11 protein-coding genes and 1 other annotated feature are annotated in these 16823 nt (G+C 46.5%); of the genes, 1 reads left to right on the plus strand and 10 read right to left on the minus strand.

Features of this window, described 5'->3' with window-relative positions; all coding sequences use genetic code 11:
• Window positions 1-72 precede the first annotated feature (72 nt).
• From rlmD to ARA78_RS07650, 10 genes are all read right to left on the minus strand, one after another.
• A complete protein-coding gene (rlmD, locus tag ARA78_RS07605; protein WP_055271931.1) occupies window positions 73-1452 on the minus strand; it encodes a 23S rRNA (uracil(1939)-C(5))-methyltransferase RlmD in 1380 nt (459 codons plus the stop codon).
• Between the two features lie 133 nt (window positions 1453-1585).
• Window positions 1586-2110 carry a metallophosphoesterase gene (locus ARA78_RS07610; protein WP_055271932.1) on the minus strand — a complete coding sequence of 175 codons (525 nt, stop codon included), beginning with the start codon at window positions 2108-2110 and terminating at the stop codon, window positions 1586-1588.
• Between the two features lie 61 nt (window positions 2111-2171).
• On the minus strand, window positions 2172-2774 hold the full coding sequence (locus ARA78_RS07615; RefSeq protein ID WP_055271933.1) for an XTP/dITP diphosphatase: 603 nt from the start codon (window positions 2772-2774) through the stop codon (window positions 2172-2174).
• 39 nt (window positions 2775-2813) lie between these two features.
• Window positions 2814-4508, minus strand: a complete 1695-nt coding sequence (locus ARA78_RS07620) for a lectin like domain-containing protein (RefSeq protein WP_022217549.1) — start codon at window positions 4506-4508, stop codon at window positions 2814-2816.
• Window positions 4505-5662 carry a THUMP domain-containing class I SAM-dependent RNA methyltransferase gene (locus tag ARA78_RS07625; RefSeq protein WP_055271934.1) on the minus strand — a complete coding sequence of 386 codons (1158 nt, stop codon included), beginning with the start codon at window positions 5660-5662 and terminating at the stop codon, window positions 4505-4507. Before ARA78_RS07625 ends, ARA78_RS07620 begins: the two co-directional genes overlap by 4 nt.
• Window positions 5663-5694: 32 nt before the next feature.
• A complete protein-coding gene (locus tag ARA78_RS07630; RefSeq protein WP_022217548.1) occupies window positions 5695-6003 on the minus strand; it encodes a rhodanese-like domain-containing protein in 309 nt (102 codons plus the stop codon).
• 130 nt (window positions 6004-6133) lie between these two features.
• Window positions 6134-8776, minus strand: a complete 2643-nt coding sequence (locus ARA78_RS07635) for a valine--tRNA ligase (RefSeq protein WP_022217547.1) — start codon at window positions 8774-8776, stop codon at window positions 6134-6136.
• Between the two features lie 95 nt (window positions 8777-8871).
• Window positions 8872-9087 (minus strand) — a binding site (T-box leader).
• Between the two features lie 61 nt (window positions 9088-9148).
• A complete protein-coding gene (locus ARA78_RS07640) occupies window positions 9149-9985 on the minus strand; it encodes a hypothetical protein (protein ID WP_015534255.1) in 837 nt (278 codons plus the stop codon).
• Window positions 9986-9992: 7 nt separating this feature from the next.
• Window positions 9993-11918: a DUF5716 family protein gene (locus tag ARA78_RS07645; RefSeq protein ID WP_055271935.1), complete on the minus strand. Its 1926-nt coding sequence runs from the start codon at window positions 11916-11918 to the stop codon at window positions 9993-9995.
• 33 nt (window positions 11919-11951) lie between these two features.
• Window positions 11952-15518, minus strand: coding sequence for a DUF5717 family protein (locus ARA78_RS07650; protein WP_055271936.1), 3567 nt, complete (start codon window positions 15516-15518; stop codon window positions 11952-11954).
• Between the two features lie 186 nt (window positions 15519-15704).
• Between ARA78_RS07650 and ARA78_RS07655 the strand changes: the two genes are divergently transcribed.
• The gene (locus ARA78_RS07655) at window positions 15705-16775 is read left to right on the plus strand and encodes a pyridoxal phosphate-dependent aminotransferase (protein WP_055222464.1); all 1071 of its coding nucleotides are present in this window, start codon (window positions 15705-15707) and stop codon (window positions 16773-16775) included.
• Window positions 16776-16823: the final 48 nt, after the last annotated feature.

Genomic DNA, 16823 nt, shown 5'->3' on the forward strand with positions numbered 1-16823 from the left:
CCTTTTTCTTCTCTTTTCGGTCACTTTGTGAAAACAGGACATGTCGCTCAAAGTGCCTAAATTCAAGGAGTTTCAGGTATTTTTCCTTTGGAGCAATGTCACGCACTCTACATGAACAGTACCCGGAAACTGATCGACGGCACAAGCCTTGGTCACAAAATATCCATGCTCCTGCAAAGTCTCCAGATCCCTTGCAAGCGATGTTGGCTTGCAGCTTATATACACAAGCTCCTTCACACCATAGTTGATGATCTTCAACAGGGCCTTCGGATTGATTCCGTCACGAGGTGGATCAAGCACTATGAAATCCGGTTTGTCCTCTATGTCATCTATTACCCTGAGTACATCTCCGGCGATGAACTCACAGTTGTCAAGGCCGTTAAGCTCCGCATTCACACGGGCGGCCTCCACGGCTTCCTCAACTATCTCCACGCCGATGACCTTCTTTGCGACAGGCGCAAGAAGCTGGGCTATCGTTCCGGTTCCGCTGTAGAGGTCGAATATGACTGCATCCTTTGTGTCACCCACATATGAACGTGCCCTGTCATAGAGTCTCTCCGCACTCTTTGTATTTGTCTGGAAGAAAGAGAACGGTGATATCTTGAACTGAAGTCCAAGGACAGTCTCATATATATACTCTGTTCCGTAGAGCAGATTTGTCCTGTCGCTGATGACTGCATCCGCCATGGAGTCATTTTCCGTGTGGAGAATTCCCGCGATCTTGCCCTCAAGTGGCAGCTCCAGCAGCCCCTTCACGTATGCATCAAGGTCGAGAGCCGCCAGATTCTGGGTGGTTGTCACCAGATTCACCAGCAGATCGCCATTTGTCGCCGAACGTCTGATAACCAGATGGCGCAGAAGCCCCTCGTGCTGCATCTTTTTGTAATATGGGAGTCCCGCCTCCTTGCAGAACTGGACAGTATATTTCACTATCTTGTTCAGATCATCATTCACTATATAACAGTCATCCATCTGAACTATGTCGTATGTGCTGTTCTTCTTGTGAAGTCCAAGCGCCAGCGGGCCGTCCTTGTACTCATCGCCAAATGAGAACTCCATCTTGTTCCTGTATCCCTTTGTCACAGGAGATGCAAGTATCCCCTGCCACTCATAAGGGTGAGCCTCGCTGTCTATCACACCGTCAAGCAGACCTTTGACAAGCTCCTCCTTCACCTTGAGCTGGTTCTCGTAGCTGAGCGTCTGGTAACTGCAGCCACCACACATTCCAAAATGCGAACAAACCGGCGAAGCATCCTCAAGCTCAGATTTCTCAAGAACCTCAAGGAGCCTTCCGTCCGCCTTGCCCTTCTTCAGCTTGGTTATACGGCAGCTCACCTTCTGTCCTTTTATTGCGCCCTTAACTGTAACTTTTCTGTCATCCATATGAAAGCTTCCCTTGTTCGGGAACTCATATGTGTCTATCACACCTTCAACTATATCGTGTTTCTTCATTCTATTTCCAATCCTTATTTATTTTTCTGGAACGGTCTGCCCTATCCCCACAGATCCTCAAAAAACTTCTTCCTCTTCTTCTCCTCCGGTATGGAACATCAGCCATTTAAAGCTGCCTTCGGCAGGGCTGATGCTACATGTCAAATTTTCTTCGAAAACTTGACACATTCGACTCTACCCTCGGCAGCTCATTCTGCGCAAAAAACGGCGTTCCGTGCTGGTCAAAATCAAGCAGCATATACGTTCCAATCCGGTTGTCCCTCGGCAGAGCCAGACTTCCCGGATTGACAATGTATGAATCCTTGTAGCACGTCAGGTCACGGCGGTGTGTATGTCCATACATCACGAAGTCATATCCCTCCAGATCTATGAGTTCCTCCAGATAGGAGATTCCGCTGTTCACACTGTACCTGTGTCCATGGGTTATAAATGCCCTCTTATCTCCAATGTTGAATTCGTCATATATCGGGAGCTCCGGGTTGTAATCGCAGTTGCCCCTCACCATGTGGATCTCACAGTCAAACAGGTCATGTATCAGCTTTTCATCTCCCTCAACATCTCCGAGATGTATCAGCATGTCCACGTCGCCAACTATATCGTGTATCTGTTTTAAGCAGCTACTCTTGCCATGAGTGTCACTTATTATCAGTACTTTCATCTATTCCTCCTAACGAGAATCCATCGATCCCACTGATCATTAACTGATTTATTCCTGATTCTCACTTACTCTCCCTGTGCGCTCTGATGACGTTCTTCATCAGTCTCAGTGCATTTCCCCTGTGACTGATCTTGTTCTTCTCCTCAGGATCAAGCTCCGCAGTGGTCTTGCCCAGCTCTGGAAGGTAAAATATAGGGTCATACCCGAAACCGTTCTCGCCGCGCTCCTCGTAGCCTATGATTCCCTCTATGGTTCCCCGCTCTGTGTACTCGCTTCCATCCGGGAACACTGCTGCTATAGCACACACGAATCTTGCTGTCCTCTCAGAATCTGGAACCCCGGCCAGCTTGTCTATTATGTACTGGTTCTTTATCCTGTACGATGTGTCCTCGCCTAGGAATCTTGCGCTGTATATTCCAGGCGCCTTGTCCATGTAATCGACCTCAAGTCCTGAGTCATCCGCAAGCACCAGGCATCCGCTCTCCTTGCTGATGGCTCTCGCCTTGATCAGAGCATTCTCCTCAAACGTCTGTCCGTCCTCCACTATGTCTATATCGATCCCAGCCTCTTTCATGGACTGTATCTCAAATCCGAGGTCAGCAAGTATCATGCGGACCTCCTTCATCTTTCCTTCATTTCCCGTTGCAAATATCAGCTTGTCCATAATAGTTCTCCTTTCCCACAGCTTACATACGCTTCCTGTTTATTCTGTCTTATCCGTAAATGCCTTGAGGCAGACGTTACATTTTCTCTCTTTTTCCGCACTGTACCACTGATTTCCATACAGACTTATATAGCCTTCTCCGTCGGAGATGTCAAAGCTGTCGGTCATGGAATCCGCATCATACTCTATGGCTATCGGGTATTTGCTGCCCGGCGTGGTTATATGTACTATGACCGCAAATTTCTTTTCATCCGGGAGCTTGACCACATCATCCAGGTTGACCGTGTAGTATCCTGCGTACTCCATCTCGCCTGACGCGACAAGCTTCTTATTTGCCAGATCGTCAGTGTCCTCAAAATTTGTAGCCACATATACTTCATATGTCGTCTTTGCATCAGTAGCATAGAATGACACAGCCTTGAGCTCCTCGCTCTTGCCTGCCGTGTAAACATTTGCAAAGTAGGCATCCTCCTGGTCAAATCCAAGGACTCCGACCCAGCCCAGCTTGTCCGACTGGTATATCTTATCGTAGTTGTCTGCACCCTCAAGTCTGGTGTACACAACGCTGGTCTCGCAAATATGTGCATCATAGTAGGATATATAGAAATATCCATCCTCGCCAAATTCGGTTCCCCAACTGTTCTTACAGATAAAAGCACCATCTTTCTTCGGCGCCTTGTTAAAGTTGTTCTTGCTGTAATTGTCATCCCATCCTACTATTACCACATCGTGGTTGATTCCCTCTGAACCATCATAATAGTACGCATGAGTCTCCTCGTTGTAATACTCCGAGCTGCTGTCGGCATCTATCATATCGCTGTATATCGCAGTCTCCACACCGCCCTTGGTGTACACTGCCTCTTTCACAGCCTTCAGATTCTTGTCGTCAATTATCTCCGCCTCCTGCAAATGCTTCACGGCCTTAAGCTTGGAGTTCGTCTTGTCATCCCCGTACGGATCATCCTTCTCGAGAACCGGTCCCTTCCAGGATGCAAGATATGCAATACTCATCCTGTACTGGCCACCCTCAAACTGTTCAACGCCAAATCCGTTGTTCATGGTCATGTTATCCACAGAGAACTGCAGCTTTTCATCCGGCATAAGAGTTGTCTCAAGCGCAGCCAGCGACGCAAATGCCCAGCATGTTCCCGAGTCTCCCTGGTCTCTGACCTCTGTGACCCTGCCCTCTTTTCTCATGTCGTAGGCGGCCGGCAGCTTACTGTCCTCACCGACCTTCTGCAGGGATACACGGCCTGTGTCATAATTGTACTCACATGTATAGTCAAGCGTGTCCGCTATATACTCTATAGGGACAAATGTCTCGTCATCCTTCTTTATCGGCGCATCCGCGATCTTCACGTCCTTGCCGTCCAGCTCTGCATCCTGGGAATCAAGCACCAGTCTGGCGACTCCTTCATTCCTCTTGATCACGATACTGCCATTCACATACTCTATGTATGTGCACTTCATCTTATCCTTGAGCATCTTCAGCGGCATCATAAGGTGAAGATTATTGCTTACATACGGCTTGTACTCGTCCTCTTCCACCTCACTGCCATTTACATACAGTGTGAGTCCCGCTTCATTGTAATCGCCCGCAAGCTTCTCAGACATGCCGGAAACTGCGTGTTGATCCTCCTCGTTCTTCTCCAGACGTCCCGACGGCTCCTTTGTTCCGTAATACGCCAGAGCACCTATGGCAAGGATCAGAATTATATATACAAATTTCTTCAAGCTTCTTCTCTCCTTCGTTTAGGCGGCTTCGGTCCCATAAACTGATAGAAATATGATTTTATCATTCCGTTGTATATCTTGCGGTTTCTGTCGGCCTTTCTGCCGATATACTTCTCCGCATCCGTATACGATGTGATGAGGAACATTGACCAGTCATCAAGATTCCTATAGCTCTCGCCGATGATCCTGTACAGCTCAGGCAGAGCCTCCTTCTCCTCAAGTCTCTCTCCGTAAGGTGGATTTGTGATTATAAATCCGTACTTCTTCGGATTCCTCAGATCCTTCACATCCCTCTGCTGAAAATGGATGTGCTGCTCCACTCCTGCTGCCCTGGCATTCTCCATGGCACACTTCACCATATCGCCATCCAGATCATATCCCTGTATGTTCATCTTCACATCGTGGTCTATGAGATCATGAGCCTCATCCACCGCATTGTACCATATCTTCTTGTCACAGATCTTGGACCACTCCTGGGCCGTGAACTCCCTGTCCATTCCCGGTGCGATGTGTGCTCCTATCATGGCAGCCTCTATCGGAAATGTTCCACTTCCGCAGAACGGATCTACAAGGACTCTGTCCCTGTGCCACGGCGTGAGCATGATCAGTGCGGACGCCAGCGTCTCCGATATAGGAGCCTTTCCAACCAGCTTTCTGTATCCCCTCTTGTGAAGTGACACACCTGACGTGTCAAGTGCTATGGTCACTATATCCTTGAATATAAATACTCTCACCGGATAGCTTGCGCCATCCTCCGTGAACCATGACACTCTGTATGTCTGCTTCAATCTCTCAACCATAGCCTTCTTGACTATGGACTGTATATCCGATGGACTGAAGAGTGCACTCTTGTTTGATGTCGCCTTGGACACCCAGAATTTTGCATCCCTTGTCAGATACTTCTCCCAGGCGATGGCCTTTGTTCCCTCGAACAGCTCGTCAAATGTGGCGGCCTTGAAGCTGCCACATTTGAGCATGATACGCTCGGCTGTCCTTATAAAAATATTTGCCCTTGCAATCGCACTCTCGTCTCCGGCAAATGTGATCCTTCCGTCCTCCACCTGGACTATCTCGTATCCAAGATCAAGTATTTCTTTTTTCAGTACCGACTCCAGTCCAAAATGACATGGAGCTATAAGTTCTACTCTACTCATTTCCTGCCCTTTCTGTGGGTTGTATATTTGTTCTATCGCTGTCTTGTGAGCGGGCCTCTGTACTGCGCCAGGCCTCCCACCGTGTTGATAACTCTGTATCCATCCTCGCTCATGATGAGCGCAGCCTTCATGCTGCTCACCCCATGAGCACAGTATACCAGCAGATATTTGCTTTTGGGAAGAGTATACTCCCCCGCTTCTATCAACTCAAATGGAATATTTACCGCCATGGGGATGTGTCCCTCCAGAAATTCATCGCGGTCCCTGACATCCACTATTATGCCGCCCCTTGCAACAGCTTCACGTATGATGTTGCGTATGGGAATACTTGTGAATCCCATTTTTCCACCTCCTTCATACCGACAGAAAAACCTCTTCTGTTATATGATATGAAGGAAATGTCTCATCGACACAATAAAAGCGAAGATCCCGGCAGGCGAAAAGCCAATTCCGTCTGTCGGGACCTTATAATTACTTCTTAAGCTGTGCAAGACGCTCGGCAACCTGCTCAGACATCTCAGTGTACTTGGCAAGCTTTGCCTTCTCCTCCTCAACCTTTGCGGCTGGGGCCTTGTCAACGAACTTTGGATTTGCAAGCATTCCTGATGCACGCTTGATCTCTCCGGCAAGCTTAGCAGCCTCCTTCTCAAGTCGCTCGATCTCCTTGTCGATATCCACAAGCTCCTCAAGAGGAATGTATACAGCGGCATCGTGGATCAGTGTTGATACTGCATTCTCATCGATTCCTGTCTTGTCCTCCTGAACGTGTACCTCGCTGGCATAACCCAGTGTGGCAAAGAAGCTCTTTGATGACTCAAATATATGTCTCACGTCCTCCTTTGCAGATACGACATATACCTTTGCCTTTCTGCTAGGTGGTACGTTCATTCCTGTACGAAGGTTTCTGATGGCACGGACTGCTGCCTTGATAGTGTCAACAGCGGCCTCGTCAGCCTCAAAGTTCCACTCGTCTGTGTACTCAGGCCACTTGGAGATCATGATCGACTCCTCCTCGTCCTGAATGTTGCAGAAGATCTCCTCTGTGATGAATGGCATGTATGGATGAAGAAGCTTAAGTGCCTGGATCAGAACTGTCTTAAGTGTCCAGAGTGCTGCTGCCTTTGTCTCATCCTCATCGTTGTAGAGACGAGGCTTAACCATCTCGATATACCAGTCACAGAACTCCTCCCAGATGAAGTCGTATACCTTGGATACAGCGATACCAAGCTCGAACTTCTCCATGTTGTCTGTCATCTCTTTTGCAAGTGTGTTGACCTTGGACAGGATCCAGCGGTCAGCTATTGTCAGGTCTGACAGCTTCACATTTGTGAAATCTGCCTTCTCCATATTCATCATGATGAAACGTGTTGCGTTCCAGATCTTATTTGCAAAGTTTCTGGAATTCTCAACTCTCTCCCAGTAGAAACGCATGTCGTTTCCAGGAGCATTTCCTGTTATAAGTGTCAGACGAAGGGCGTCTGCACCGTACTTATCTATAACCTCAAGCGGGTCAATACCATTTCCAAGTGACTTACTCATCTTACGTCCCTGGTCGTCTCTTACAAGTCCGTGGATCAGCACATGCTTGAACGGGCTCTTGCCTGTCTGCTCAAGTGCTGAGAATACCATACGGATTACCCAGAAGAATATGATGTCGTATCCGGTTACAAGCACGCTTGTAGGATAGAAGTATTCATACTCAGGTGTCTTATCCGGCCAGCCAAGTGTTGAAAATGGCCACAGTGCAGATGAGAACCATGTATCGAGCGTATCCTCATCCTGTGTGAGATGTGTGCATCCGCACTTTGGACATACTGTAGGTGTCTCACGGCTGACGATGGTCTCGCCGCACTCGTCACAGTACCATGCAGGGATTCTGTGTCCCCACCAAAGCTGTCTTGATATACACCAGTCACGGATATTCTCAAGCCAGTGGATGTATGTCTTGTCGAACTGCTCAGGCACAAATGAGAGCTCATCGGTCTTGATGATGTCAAGTGCTGCCTGTCCCATCTCCTTCATGCGGACGAACCACTGAGGCTTGATCATAGGCTCTACAGTTGTCTTACATCTGTCATGTGTTCCTACGTTGTGGCTGTGTGGAACTACCTTTACGAGAAGTCCCAGTGCGTCAAGGTCTGCCACCATCTGCTTTCTTGCCTCGTAGCGATCCATGCCTGCATACTTGCCTCCGAGCTCATTTATGGTTGCATCATCGTTCAGTATATTTATCTCCTCAAGATTGTGACGCTTTCCAACCTCGAAGTCGTTAGGGTCATGTGCAGGTGTGATCTTTACACATCCTGTTCCAAACTCCTTGTCAACATATGGATCTGCGATAACCGGGATCTGTCTGTCTGTAAGTGGCAGCTCCAGCATCTTTCCTACTATATCTGTGTATCTCTCATCGTCAGGATTTACTGCAACGGCTGTATCTCCGAGAAGTGTCTCCGGTCTTGTGGTTGCTATCTCCACAAATCTTCCAGGCTCTCCAACTACAGGATAGTTGATATGCCAGAAGAATCCGTCCTGCTCCTCATGTATAACCTCAGCATCTGATATGGAAGTCTTACATACAGGACACCAGTTGATGATCCTTGAGCCCTTGTAGATGTAGCCCTTCTCGTACAGTCTTACAAATACTTCCTTGACTGCCTTGGAACATCCCTCGTCCATGGTGAATCTCTCTCTGTCCCAGTCAGCGGATGAACCCATCTTCTTGAGCTGGCTCACGATACGGTTGCCGTACTCTTCCTTCCATGCCCATGCATGCTTTAAGAACTCCTCACGGCCGATCTCTTTCTTATCTATTCCCTGCTCCTTCAGCTTCTCTGTAACCTTAACCTCGGTTGCGATGGCTGCGTGGTCTGTACCAGGCTGCCACAGTGCTGAGTAGCCCTGCATTCTCTTGAATCTGATAAGTATATCCTGCATTGTATTGTCCAAGGCATGTCCCATGTGGAGCTGTCCTGTTACATTTGGAGGTGGCATTACGATAGTAAATGGCTTCTTGCTCCTGTCAACCTCTGCGTGAAAATACTTCTTCTCCTCCCACTTTCTGTAGAGTCTGTCCTCTATCTGGGAAGGATCATATGTCTTCTCTAACTCTTTCATCTCATTCTTCCTTTCTATTTTTCCTGATCTCTTACATGTTGATATATACTTTTACAAAATTTTTCACAAAAAAACCCGCTCTCCGGACATTCTGTCAGAAGGGCGAGTAAATATTCGCGTTACCACCTTGTTTTGTATCTCATCTTATCCTATAACGGGAACGCCCCGGCATGGCCTATCCTTATCATGATCTTTCAGCCATGCAGCTCAGAAGCTACCTTCACAAGTCTCTGTCAGGAACGGTCTCACAGCCCACGAACCATTCTCTCTGTCTGACTCCACATGCTACTCCTCTTCGTCACAGCATTTGCATATATCTTCTTTATTCATTGTGATAGTACAACATAGGCTGGCTGTACGTCAAGCACAAAGTCATCCTATCTGGTTTCTGAACTGATCCTTGAGTGCACTCAGGATGGAATTCATACGCCTGTCATAGTCCTCTATGTCGCCGTGCATTCTGTTGTACACAGCCTTCTGGACTTTGTTGTATATGGACATCTCATGTACATCCTCCTTTGAATCAGCGATCTCGTTCATCAGATCGTCCAGGAATCCGGCCGGCATACCGCGCTTTCTTATCTCCCTCTGGAGTGTCGCCGTGTCCACCGTCACCGCCATTACACAGAAGTATTCTATCAATGACTCATTGTTCTTATTCAGCGCAAATGCTCTGATGAAAGCATCCTTTGCCTCCTCAAGCTGAAGATTGCCCGCCAGCGCAACGCCTTTGTTGTGATATATATTTCCAAGGAACTCATCGTACTCACCATGTGACTCCTTGTACTCTATGATGTCATCGTATATGGCGTCAGCCTTGATGTAATGCTTGTACATCATGTAGCTGTCAGCTCTCTTCTTGTCCAGCTCATACGGCTTGAGAGTCCTGATTCTCTTGCACTCGTCCATGAATTCCTTCACTTCATCCTTGCTGTAGAACTCACCAAATGTAAGTATCTCCACCATGATATCCTGGATATACGCATTCTTGGCATTGAGCGCGTCTATCTTGTCTGCAAGATCCTCCATGTCTATGGCCGTTCTCAGCCAGGTGCTGAGTCTGTCCGCAAGGTCGTCTTTACCTATGAGCACCATATTGTTGAATATGTAGTAGCACAGCTCCTCATATGAATATATGGTTATCTTCGTATTGAGGAATGTGTACGGATTGTCCGCTGTCTTTGTCTTACAAATAATAATTCCACTCATATGTGTATCACTCTCCCGGATCAAAATGCTGTCCTCTGAGGTATGACGGGATGCTGAACGCACTCTGCTCATACTCATCGGAATCTTCGTCATCCAGATCCTCTTCATCTATGGTTTCTTCATCGTCCGGCTCTGACTCGTCGATCTCAATCTCGCTGTCATCTGCATCGTCTGTAATGTCATCTGATTCTGATTCGTCATCATCTACCTCATATGCAGCATCCACTGATTCCGTTTCGTCATCATCTACCTCATATGCAGCATCCACTGATTCCGTTTCGTCATCATCAATTTCATCTGAAATGTTCTCAGGATCAGAGACCGCATCATCTTCTAACTCTTCAGCCTCCGTCATATCCCCCGCATCGTCGTCAATCTCTTCCACAACATCCTCTGCTTCCGTTCCGAAATCATCCGGCTCTTCCACAGTCTCCGGCTCCACAGGTGACGCTGTTCCGTAATATACCACAGGCTCTTCATGTACCTCCGGCTCGGCTTCCACCGTCTTTGCATTACCATGCTCCACCGCCGGATCTTCGCCTCTCAGTTCCTCGGTGTCACCCATGCGTATCCTGAGCTCCTCTTCCCTTCGCGCCGCCTCAAGCTTCTCCGCATGCTTTCTCCTGATGGCTCCTATGTCAAATTCTTTTCTGTATATCTTATTTGTGGTAGGATACAAACTTCCAAATCCAAGATCACGGATGACTATCGCGCCCTTATCCGCACCATAATACTCCACGGATATCGACAGCTTTGTCGTCTTCTTTGGTCTCGCCGGAAGTCCGTATATCTCCACAGTCTCCCGCCATTCTTCCTCAGTCAGTATATCCTGGTATACGATCTGTATCCTTCTTGTGTTGTCGAGGAATACCTCTATGCTTCCGCGGGTGTTGAACCACTCAAGCCCGCCGTATGCTATCGGCCAGAACGTCTTCTTCTCATCCATGAGATTTATGCCGATATTTGTCTTGACCGTCTGCTCCGTATCTATAAAATATCTGCTGAGCGCCTCCGTGTACACACCGCCAAGCGATCTGTAACATGCACCCTTTGTATATATATTCTGTCCAACAAATACCCTTCTGCCCTGACACAGGACCGACGCCGACTGCTTCATCCAGTTGTCAGCAAATCCTATTCCCGTGAGGAATACAGAGGATATAAACACCTGTGACATACATTCCTTAACTATATCCGCAAATGCCTCATCCATATCCTCATGGTATTTTCCAAATCTTTTCATGTTCATCCTGTCATGGAAGTTCACATGCTCAACGGTCACTATCAAAGGATATTTCCTTGTCATATCTATCCTGTAAAAATCCAGCCCGCTCCTGCCGAAATCAAACAGTCCCACGCTGTTATTCCTGAGCGGCTCAGGCTGTGCAAATATATAGCACAGGCCACTGTCAAGGTGGCTCACTATATTAAACTGGTCATGGGTCAGACGGAGTGCCGACTTAAGTCCTCTGACTGCAGCTATGATGCGCGGATCTGTGTCAGCCACTGTGACTGTCAGTTTCTTTATCACAAAACTCTCAAACTGCTCGGTAAACTGTCTTATATGCAGTATCATCATCTTCACAAGAAGATCTCCCGCCTTATAATTACGCCCCGCAACTTCTATATTCTCATTTCTCAGGGTACGCTCATACACCTGATCCACAACCGTTCCATTTTCCTCGAACCTGCAGGCTGAAGCCTTCGCCCCTGCACACCAGCCAGCCAGATCTATGAACTTGTAAGCTTCACTCTGTCCGTCATCCGACTTTTTGTTGTACGCGCTGTAGAACATGATGTTAGGGAGCATATATGTATCCCTCGCCTCCTTGTGGTACACCGATTCCGGCTCCCGCGTGTCAACATTATAATAACTAAGCTGTGTATATTCCGGGCCAAGATCCAGACCCAGATATAACTGTGTGTCAGACATAAATTATGCCCCTCCTTGTGAAAAATCAAAAAGTTAAAGCAACATCAAATTGGCGTCGAAGAAATGGCTGTTGTACAGATATGTGTCCATTGCCTGTATGAGCTCATGGTCATTTCTTGTCTCCTGGCTAACCAGCATGCTATTGATAAGTTCAAAGCTGCTGCTTCCATCCTTATGGAATGTCTCATTTTTGAGTATGTCGCTCTCAACCACGACTGAAGTTCCAACCACTCCATCGATGGAGTAGACAAGCGACTCTCCGTGGAATACGACAACTTCCTTAACATACACTCCCGGAATTATCTCATTCATCCTCTCGGATTTGTAGTTTGCCATACTGCTGCTCTCCTGTCCAAAGCTGTAGCTGACCCATACCTGCTTTCCGCTTTCACCCTTGAATATGACATATGTCTTGAATCTCATATCCCCTGGCAGCTTTACGATCGACTCAAATTTTCTGAAGAACGGAAGTATCTTGCTGTATTCTATAAACTGTTTTACATTTGCCTTGATCCATTCCTGCTGCTCCTCAGTGTATCGTCCACTTCGGTTGCTAAAATAATACAGCAGGCTCATTCTGGATATCTCGTCCTTTATATTGCCCTTGGCGATCTCCTTGTACAGATCCTCCATTATATATGAAGGGATCTTCTGATCCTTTATAAAATACTGGTGCGCGCAATATCTGAGGAAAGCTTTCACCACCATGCCTCGGCTGCGGCCGCGATAGTACACCTCAAATATATCGTATATGGACTCTATATATCCGTCCGCGAACATCATCTGTGCGAGTATGTTCTCAGACAGCATATCAATATTTCTGTAATTTGAATTGACCGACTTGAAGAGATTTGCCATCTCCTCGAGTGATCCGTTGTAATTGTTGATGAGATATGACAGTATCTTCTGTCCGGCGTACCCTCTCCTGTATATATACACGCATATGGATATGAGCAGCCTGCTCTCATCGTATCTCTTGTCATCGATTCCAAACTCGGCTATCTTGATCAGCTCATCTATATCCACATCCACATAGCCAAATCTGTACATTCCCTCAAATGCATTCTCATACATATCCAGAGCTATATAATATGTATTTATCCTGGAAGCATATGAAGGATCCACGTAATCCAGATCTATCTTGGACAAATATTTTCCGAGAATGTCCGCATCGAAATTCTCATGATAATACTCAACCATATGGGTAAGCGCTTCCTGTCTCACCCTGTAGCTCACCTCAGGGCAGAGTGCGATATCTCTGGCAAGATTTATCTCCTTTGCATCCCTGTGTGTAAATATATCTATATCGTTGTAGAGGAACAACAGGTATCTGTAATCCCTTGGACTGTACTCGTGACAAATGTCCAGATAGCTCCTCTCGTCTACGATTCTCTCCATTCTGTACTGTACGGTGCTCACATATCTGCCGCCGTTGTCATCCAGAAGTGTGACTATGGCAGACGGCGATATTATCTCTACATATGCCTCACCATTAACCACCGGAACCTTGACCTCTCCGCCAAGCTCACTGTGGGATACCAGTATGTGTGTTATATTCTCATTATCACACACGAACTTTCTCTTGAATATTATGTTGATGAGCTTTGTGGCAAATTCCGGTTTCACCGTATCAGGATCAAGGAATTCATCGTATATGACTGTCAGGTCATCGCTCACATTTCCCTGAAGTATCATCTTCTCCATGAAACGCTCAATGGCAGGGACAAAATCTCTGTACACCGACTTCTGGTTCTCCTTGTTCATGATGACATTTGCATATATATATGCCAGCTCCTCGTCCGTCAAAACGTTCTTGTAACTGAAATATCTGAGTATAGCCTCCGGTATCTCATCGTAGTGGTTTTTGTCCATGCTCCTGATAAAGCATTCATTCAGGCCAACATACTTGAGATCCTTGTCCGATGCGTCACTGTAATATCTGTGATAACACGGATCGTACATCTTATTCTTGATCAGTATTCCACAAATGGCATCCAGAGTCGTCCTGTCATGCCTCATATCGTATATCTGCTCAAGCATCTTAAATGCCTGCTCGTCAAAATCCTTCTGTCTCGAAGCAGTCTTGACAAACTCCACGATGACATCCTCTGAGACAAATTCATTTCTCATGCCCCATCTGAGGGCTGCGATCTCAAGCGGTGCGATCTTCTTCATCATGAGAGGCTGCTTGTTGAACATGTCGCATATCTCAAAGTATATTACCGGACTGTTTACACCTGAGTTAAACAGCTTCTGTATATCCTCGTAGAGAACCCATTTGTCCTCTGTATAATTCACATCCACAAATAACAGTATCCAGAAATAGAACAGCCTGTTCTTGTCATTTGCCTCAAATCTTTCTCTGACCATTGCAGCAGTTCTGTCTATGATGAACTTCTCCCTGCGCAGAAGCGACTTCAGGTAACTGAGATAACACTTCTCCATGTCCTCCATGCTTGTGAAATTGGCATCCGCATCTATTCTCAGAAATTCCTGCTCGACAAATTCCGTGTGTCCCTCCAGGATCTGCATATGGAGCAGTCCCAGCCTGTACATGCCATACTCCGGTCTGTATTTTATAAGGGTGTTCAGGGCATCCCTGGTCTCCGCTATGTACTTCTTCAGATCGATCTTGTCCGTTCTGAAGTCAATATATGCACGGATCAGAGCCTCCTCCGCCCTCTTGATGGTGAATCTCGTCTGCCTGCTCTTTGGAGTCATCTTGATGACCTCAGGCTTTCTGATGCTCACCTGTATTCTCATATTCTGATAAGTGTTCCATATATAAATGTAACCCGATGACTCCCCGTCGTGGATCTTCTGCGGATCTATGAGGAAACTGAGGTCAAATGTGTTGCCATCGAAGCTGTTCCACTTCAGCACGCTGGTCTCCGGTATGAGGAAATCGCAGTCCGATGCTATCTTGGTATTCGTGTAGCCCCAGGTGTTCTTGGTGATTGTAACCGATGCCCTGACCAATTCGGATGGCATCTCAACCAGCAGATCGTTCTGAGCCACGGACAGTGTGAGTGCCCTCTTCTTGTGTGTATACACAAGGAATTCCTCCATGGCCTGTCCTATGGACAGTGACATTCCCAGTGTGTCATACACCCTCTGAAGCTTTTCATCCCTGCCTATAAAAGTGCGCACAAAATCCTCGCTTCCGAATATCCTTATGGCATCCTCCCAGTTCTCCTCTGCATATGCTGCAAACTGGAACAGATCCTCGAGCTTCTTACCCTCGACCTGAATATATGGAGCGACTATAGCTATATGATAAGGGATGATAAACTCTCCCCCATCAGTGATTATATTTATATGACCCTTGAAGGATTTGCCTTGCTCGATTCCTCGGGCGTCAAATGAATAGCTGACTCTGTTCTTCCTGCCCACAAATGTGTGACTCTTGAAATCCAGTATATAGCGGCTGTCGTATACCATCAGTTTCACTGCACAACCGTTTGAAGAATCCACTGTAAACTCTCCATCATACACAGTTCCCGCCTCGATATTCAATTCTATCTTGCTGACTGATATGGCTACCGCTGGTCTGTCAACCTTAAACTCACCACGAGCATACTGTTCAACTATTCCCTTCATCGTCTGGTCTCCTGTATCTATTTCTATTGTCTTTTTGTCAAAAATCACTCATAGTGGTTGTATTTGAAGCTTCCAATCGGTATAATTGACAAAAAGACATATATTCAGATTATAACAAAATATTGTCTCTTTTTAAACAATATATACAGAAAAATAACTTAAAACAACTGAAAAAGGGGTTTTTTTATGAAAAATGGGGTTATCAATCTAAAAACAGAGAATCTCCTCAGTCAGGTCGAAACTGTTCGTGCAGATCTTAACATGAATCCACTGGGAGTTCCCGAATCTGTTACTAAAGCTATTGCGGACAACATGAGTCAGTTATCAGTATACCCTGATCACACCACAAAGAAATTAAAGGAGGCCATATCCGCATACTCCGGAGCAAAGACAGACGACATAATCGTCGGCGGTAGCTCCTATGAATTTGTCAAAATACTGTGCGAATTTACCTCGCCTAAGAAAGCTATTCTGATAACACCTGGAGCACAGAATTACGAAAAGCTGCTCTCTATGAACGGCTGTGAGATAATCTACTACTCCACACCTGAGGAGGAGGATTTCACCCTCGACATCGCAGATTTTATATCGAAGTTGTCAGAGGACATCGATATTATATTTATATCGAATCCTAATGGTACAACATCACAGATAATCGATGCAGAGTCTTTGGAATTTATAGCCAAGATATGCGATGGCAATAACATAACCATGGTCGTTGACGAGGAATACATGGATTTTGTTGATGATCTGGAGAGTAATTCTGCCATTCCTCTCACATCGGAATACGAGAATGTTATCGTGCTGCGAAACACAACGAAATTTTTTGCAGTTCCCGGACTCAGGCTGGCATATATGATCACATCGAATCCTGTTCTCAAGAAAACACTTGAGATCACCGGACTGCCATTTGCGATAGGCAAGCTTGTGGAGGCCGCCGGAGTCGCCATGTTCACCGACGAAAAATACATTGCCGAATCAAGAGAGCTCATCAGAACCGAGCGCAACCTTGTGTACTCGGCACTGTCCACCCACAAGTCGATCAAGCTGTACAAACCGGCCGCCAACTTCATACTGATCCGTATCCTGAGGGATGCTATTTCCGCGGGTGATGTGGTGGATTACTGCATGCCAAAGGGTCTTTATATACGAAGCTGTGCTGATATAGGCGGACTTGACAACAAATACATAAGATTCTGTTTTATGAATCCAAAACAGGATGACCTGCTGGTCAACACCGTGCTGGAAATAGTCTAGGAAATTACTGTTTTATTTACAGACAACATAATAATAGAAAAGGAGAAT

The organism is Coprococcus eutactus, assembly GCF_001404675.1.
GTDB classification, from domain to species: Bacteria; Bacillota; Clostridia; order Lachnospirales; family Lachnospiraceae; genus Coprococcus; species Coprococcus aceti.

Coding starts and splice junctions, on each gene's coding strand:
- ARA78_RS07615 (WP_055271933.1), bottom strand. CDS start 2,774: ATGGACAAGCTGATATTTGCAACGGGAAATGAAGGAAAGATGAAGGAG.
- ARA78_RS07640 (WP_015534255.1), bottom strand. CDS start 9,985: ATGAGTGGAATTATTATTTGTAAGACAAAGACAGCGGACAATCCGTAC.
- ARA78_RS07650 (WP_055271936.1), bottom strand. CDS start 15,518: ATGAAGGGAATAGTTGAACAGTATGCTCGTGGTGAGTTTAAGGTTGAC.
- ARA78_RS07625 (WP_055271934.1), bottom strand. CDS start 5,662: ATGAGTAGAGTAGAACTTATAGCTCCATGTCATTTTGGACTGGAGTCG.
- ARA78_RS07655 (WP_055222464.1), top strand. CDS start 15,705: ATGAAAAATGGGGTTATCAATCTAAAAACAGAGAATCTCCTCAGTCAG.
- rlmD (WP_055271931.1), bottom strand. CDS start 1,452: ATGAAGAAACACGATATAGTTGAAGGTGTGATAGACACATATGAGTTC.
- ARA78_RS07610 (WP_055271932.1), bottom strand. CDS start 2,110: ATGAAAGTACTGATAATAAGTGACACTCATGGCAAGAGTAGCTGCTTA.
- ARA78_RS07635 (WP_022217547.1), bottom strand. CDS start 8,776: ATGAAAGAGTTAGAGAAGACATATGATCCTTCCCAGATAGAGGACAGA.
- ARA78_RS07630 (WP_022217548.1), bottom strand. CDS start 6,003: ATGGGATTCACAAGTATTCCCATACGCAACATCATACGTGAAGCTGTT.
- ARA78_RS07645 (WP_055271935.1), bottom strand. CDS start 11,918: ATGTCTGACACACAGTTATATCTGGGTCTGGATCTTGGCCCGGAATAT.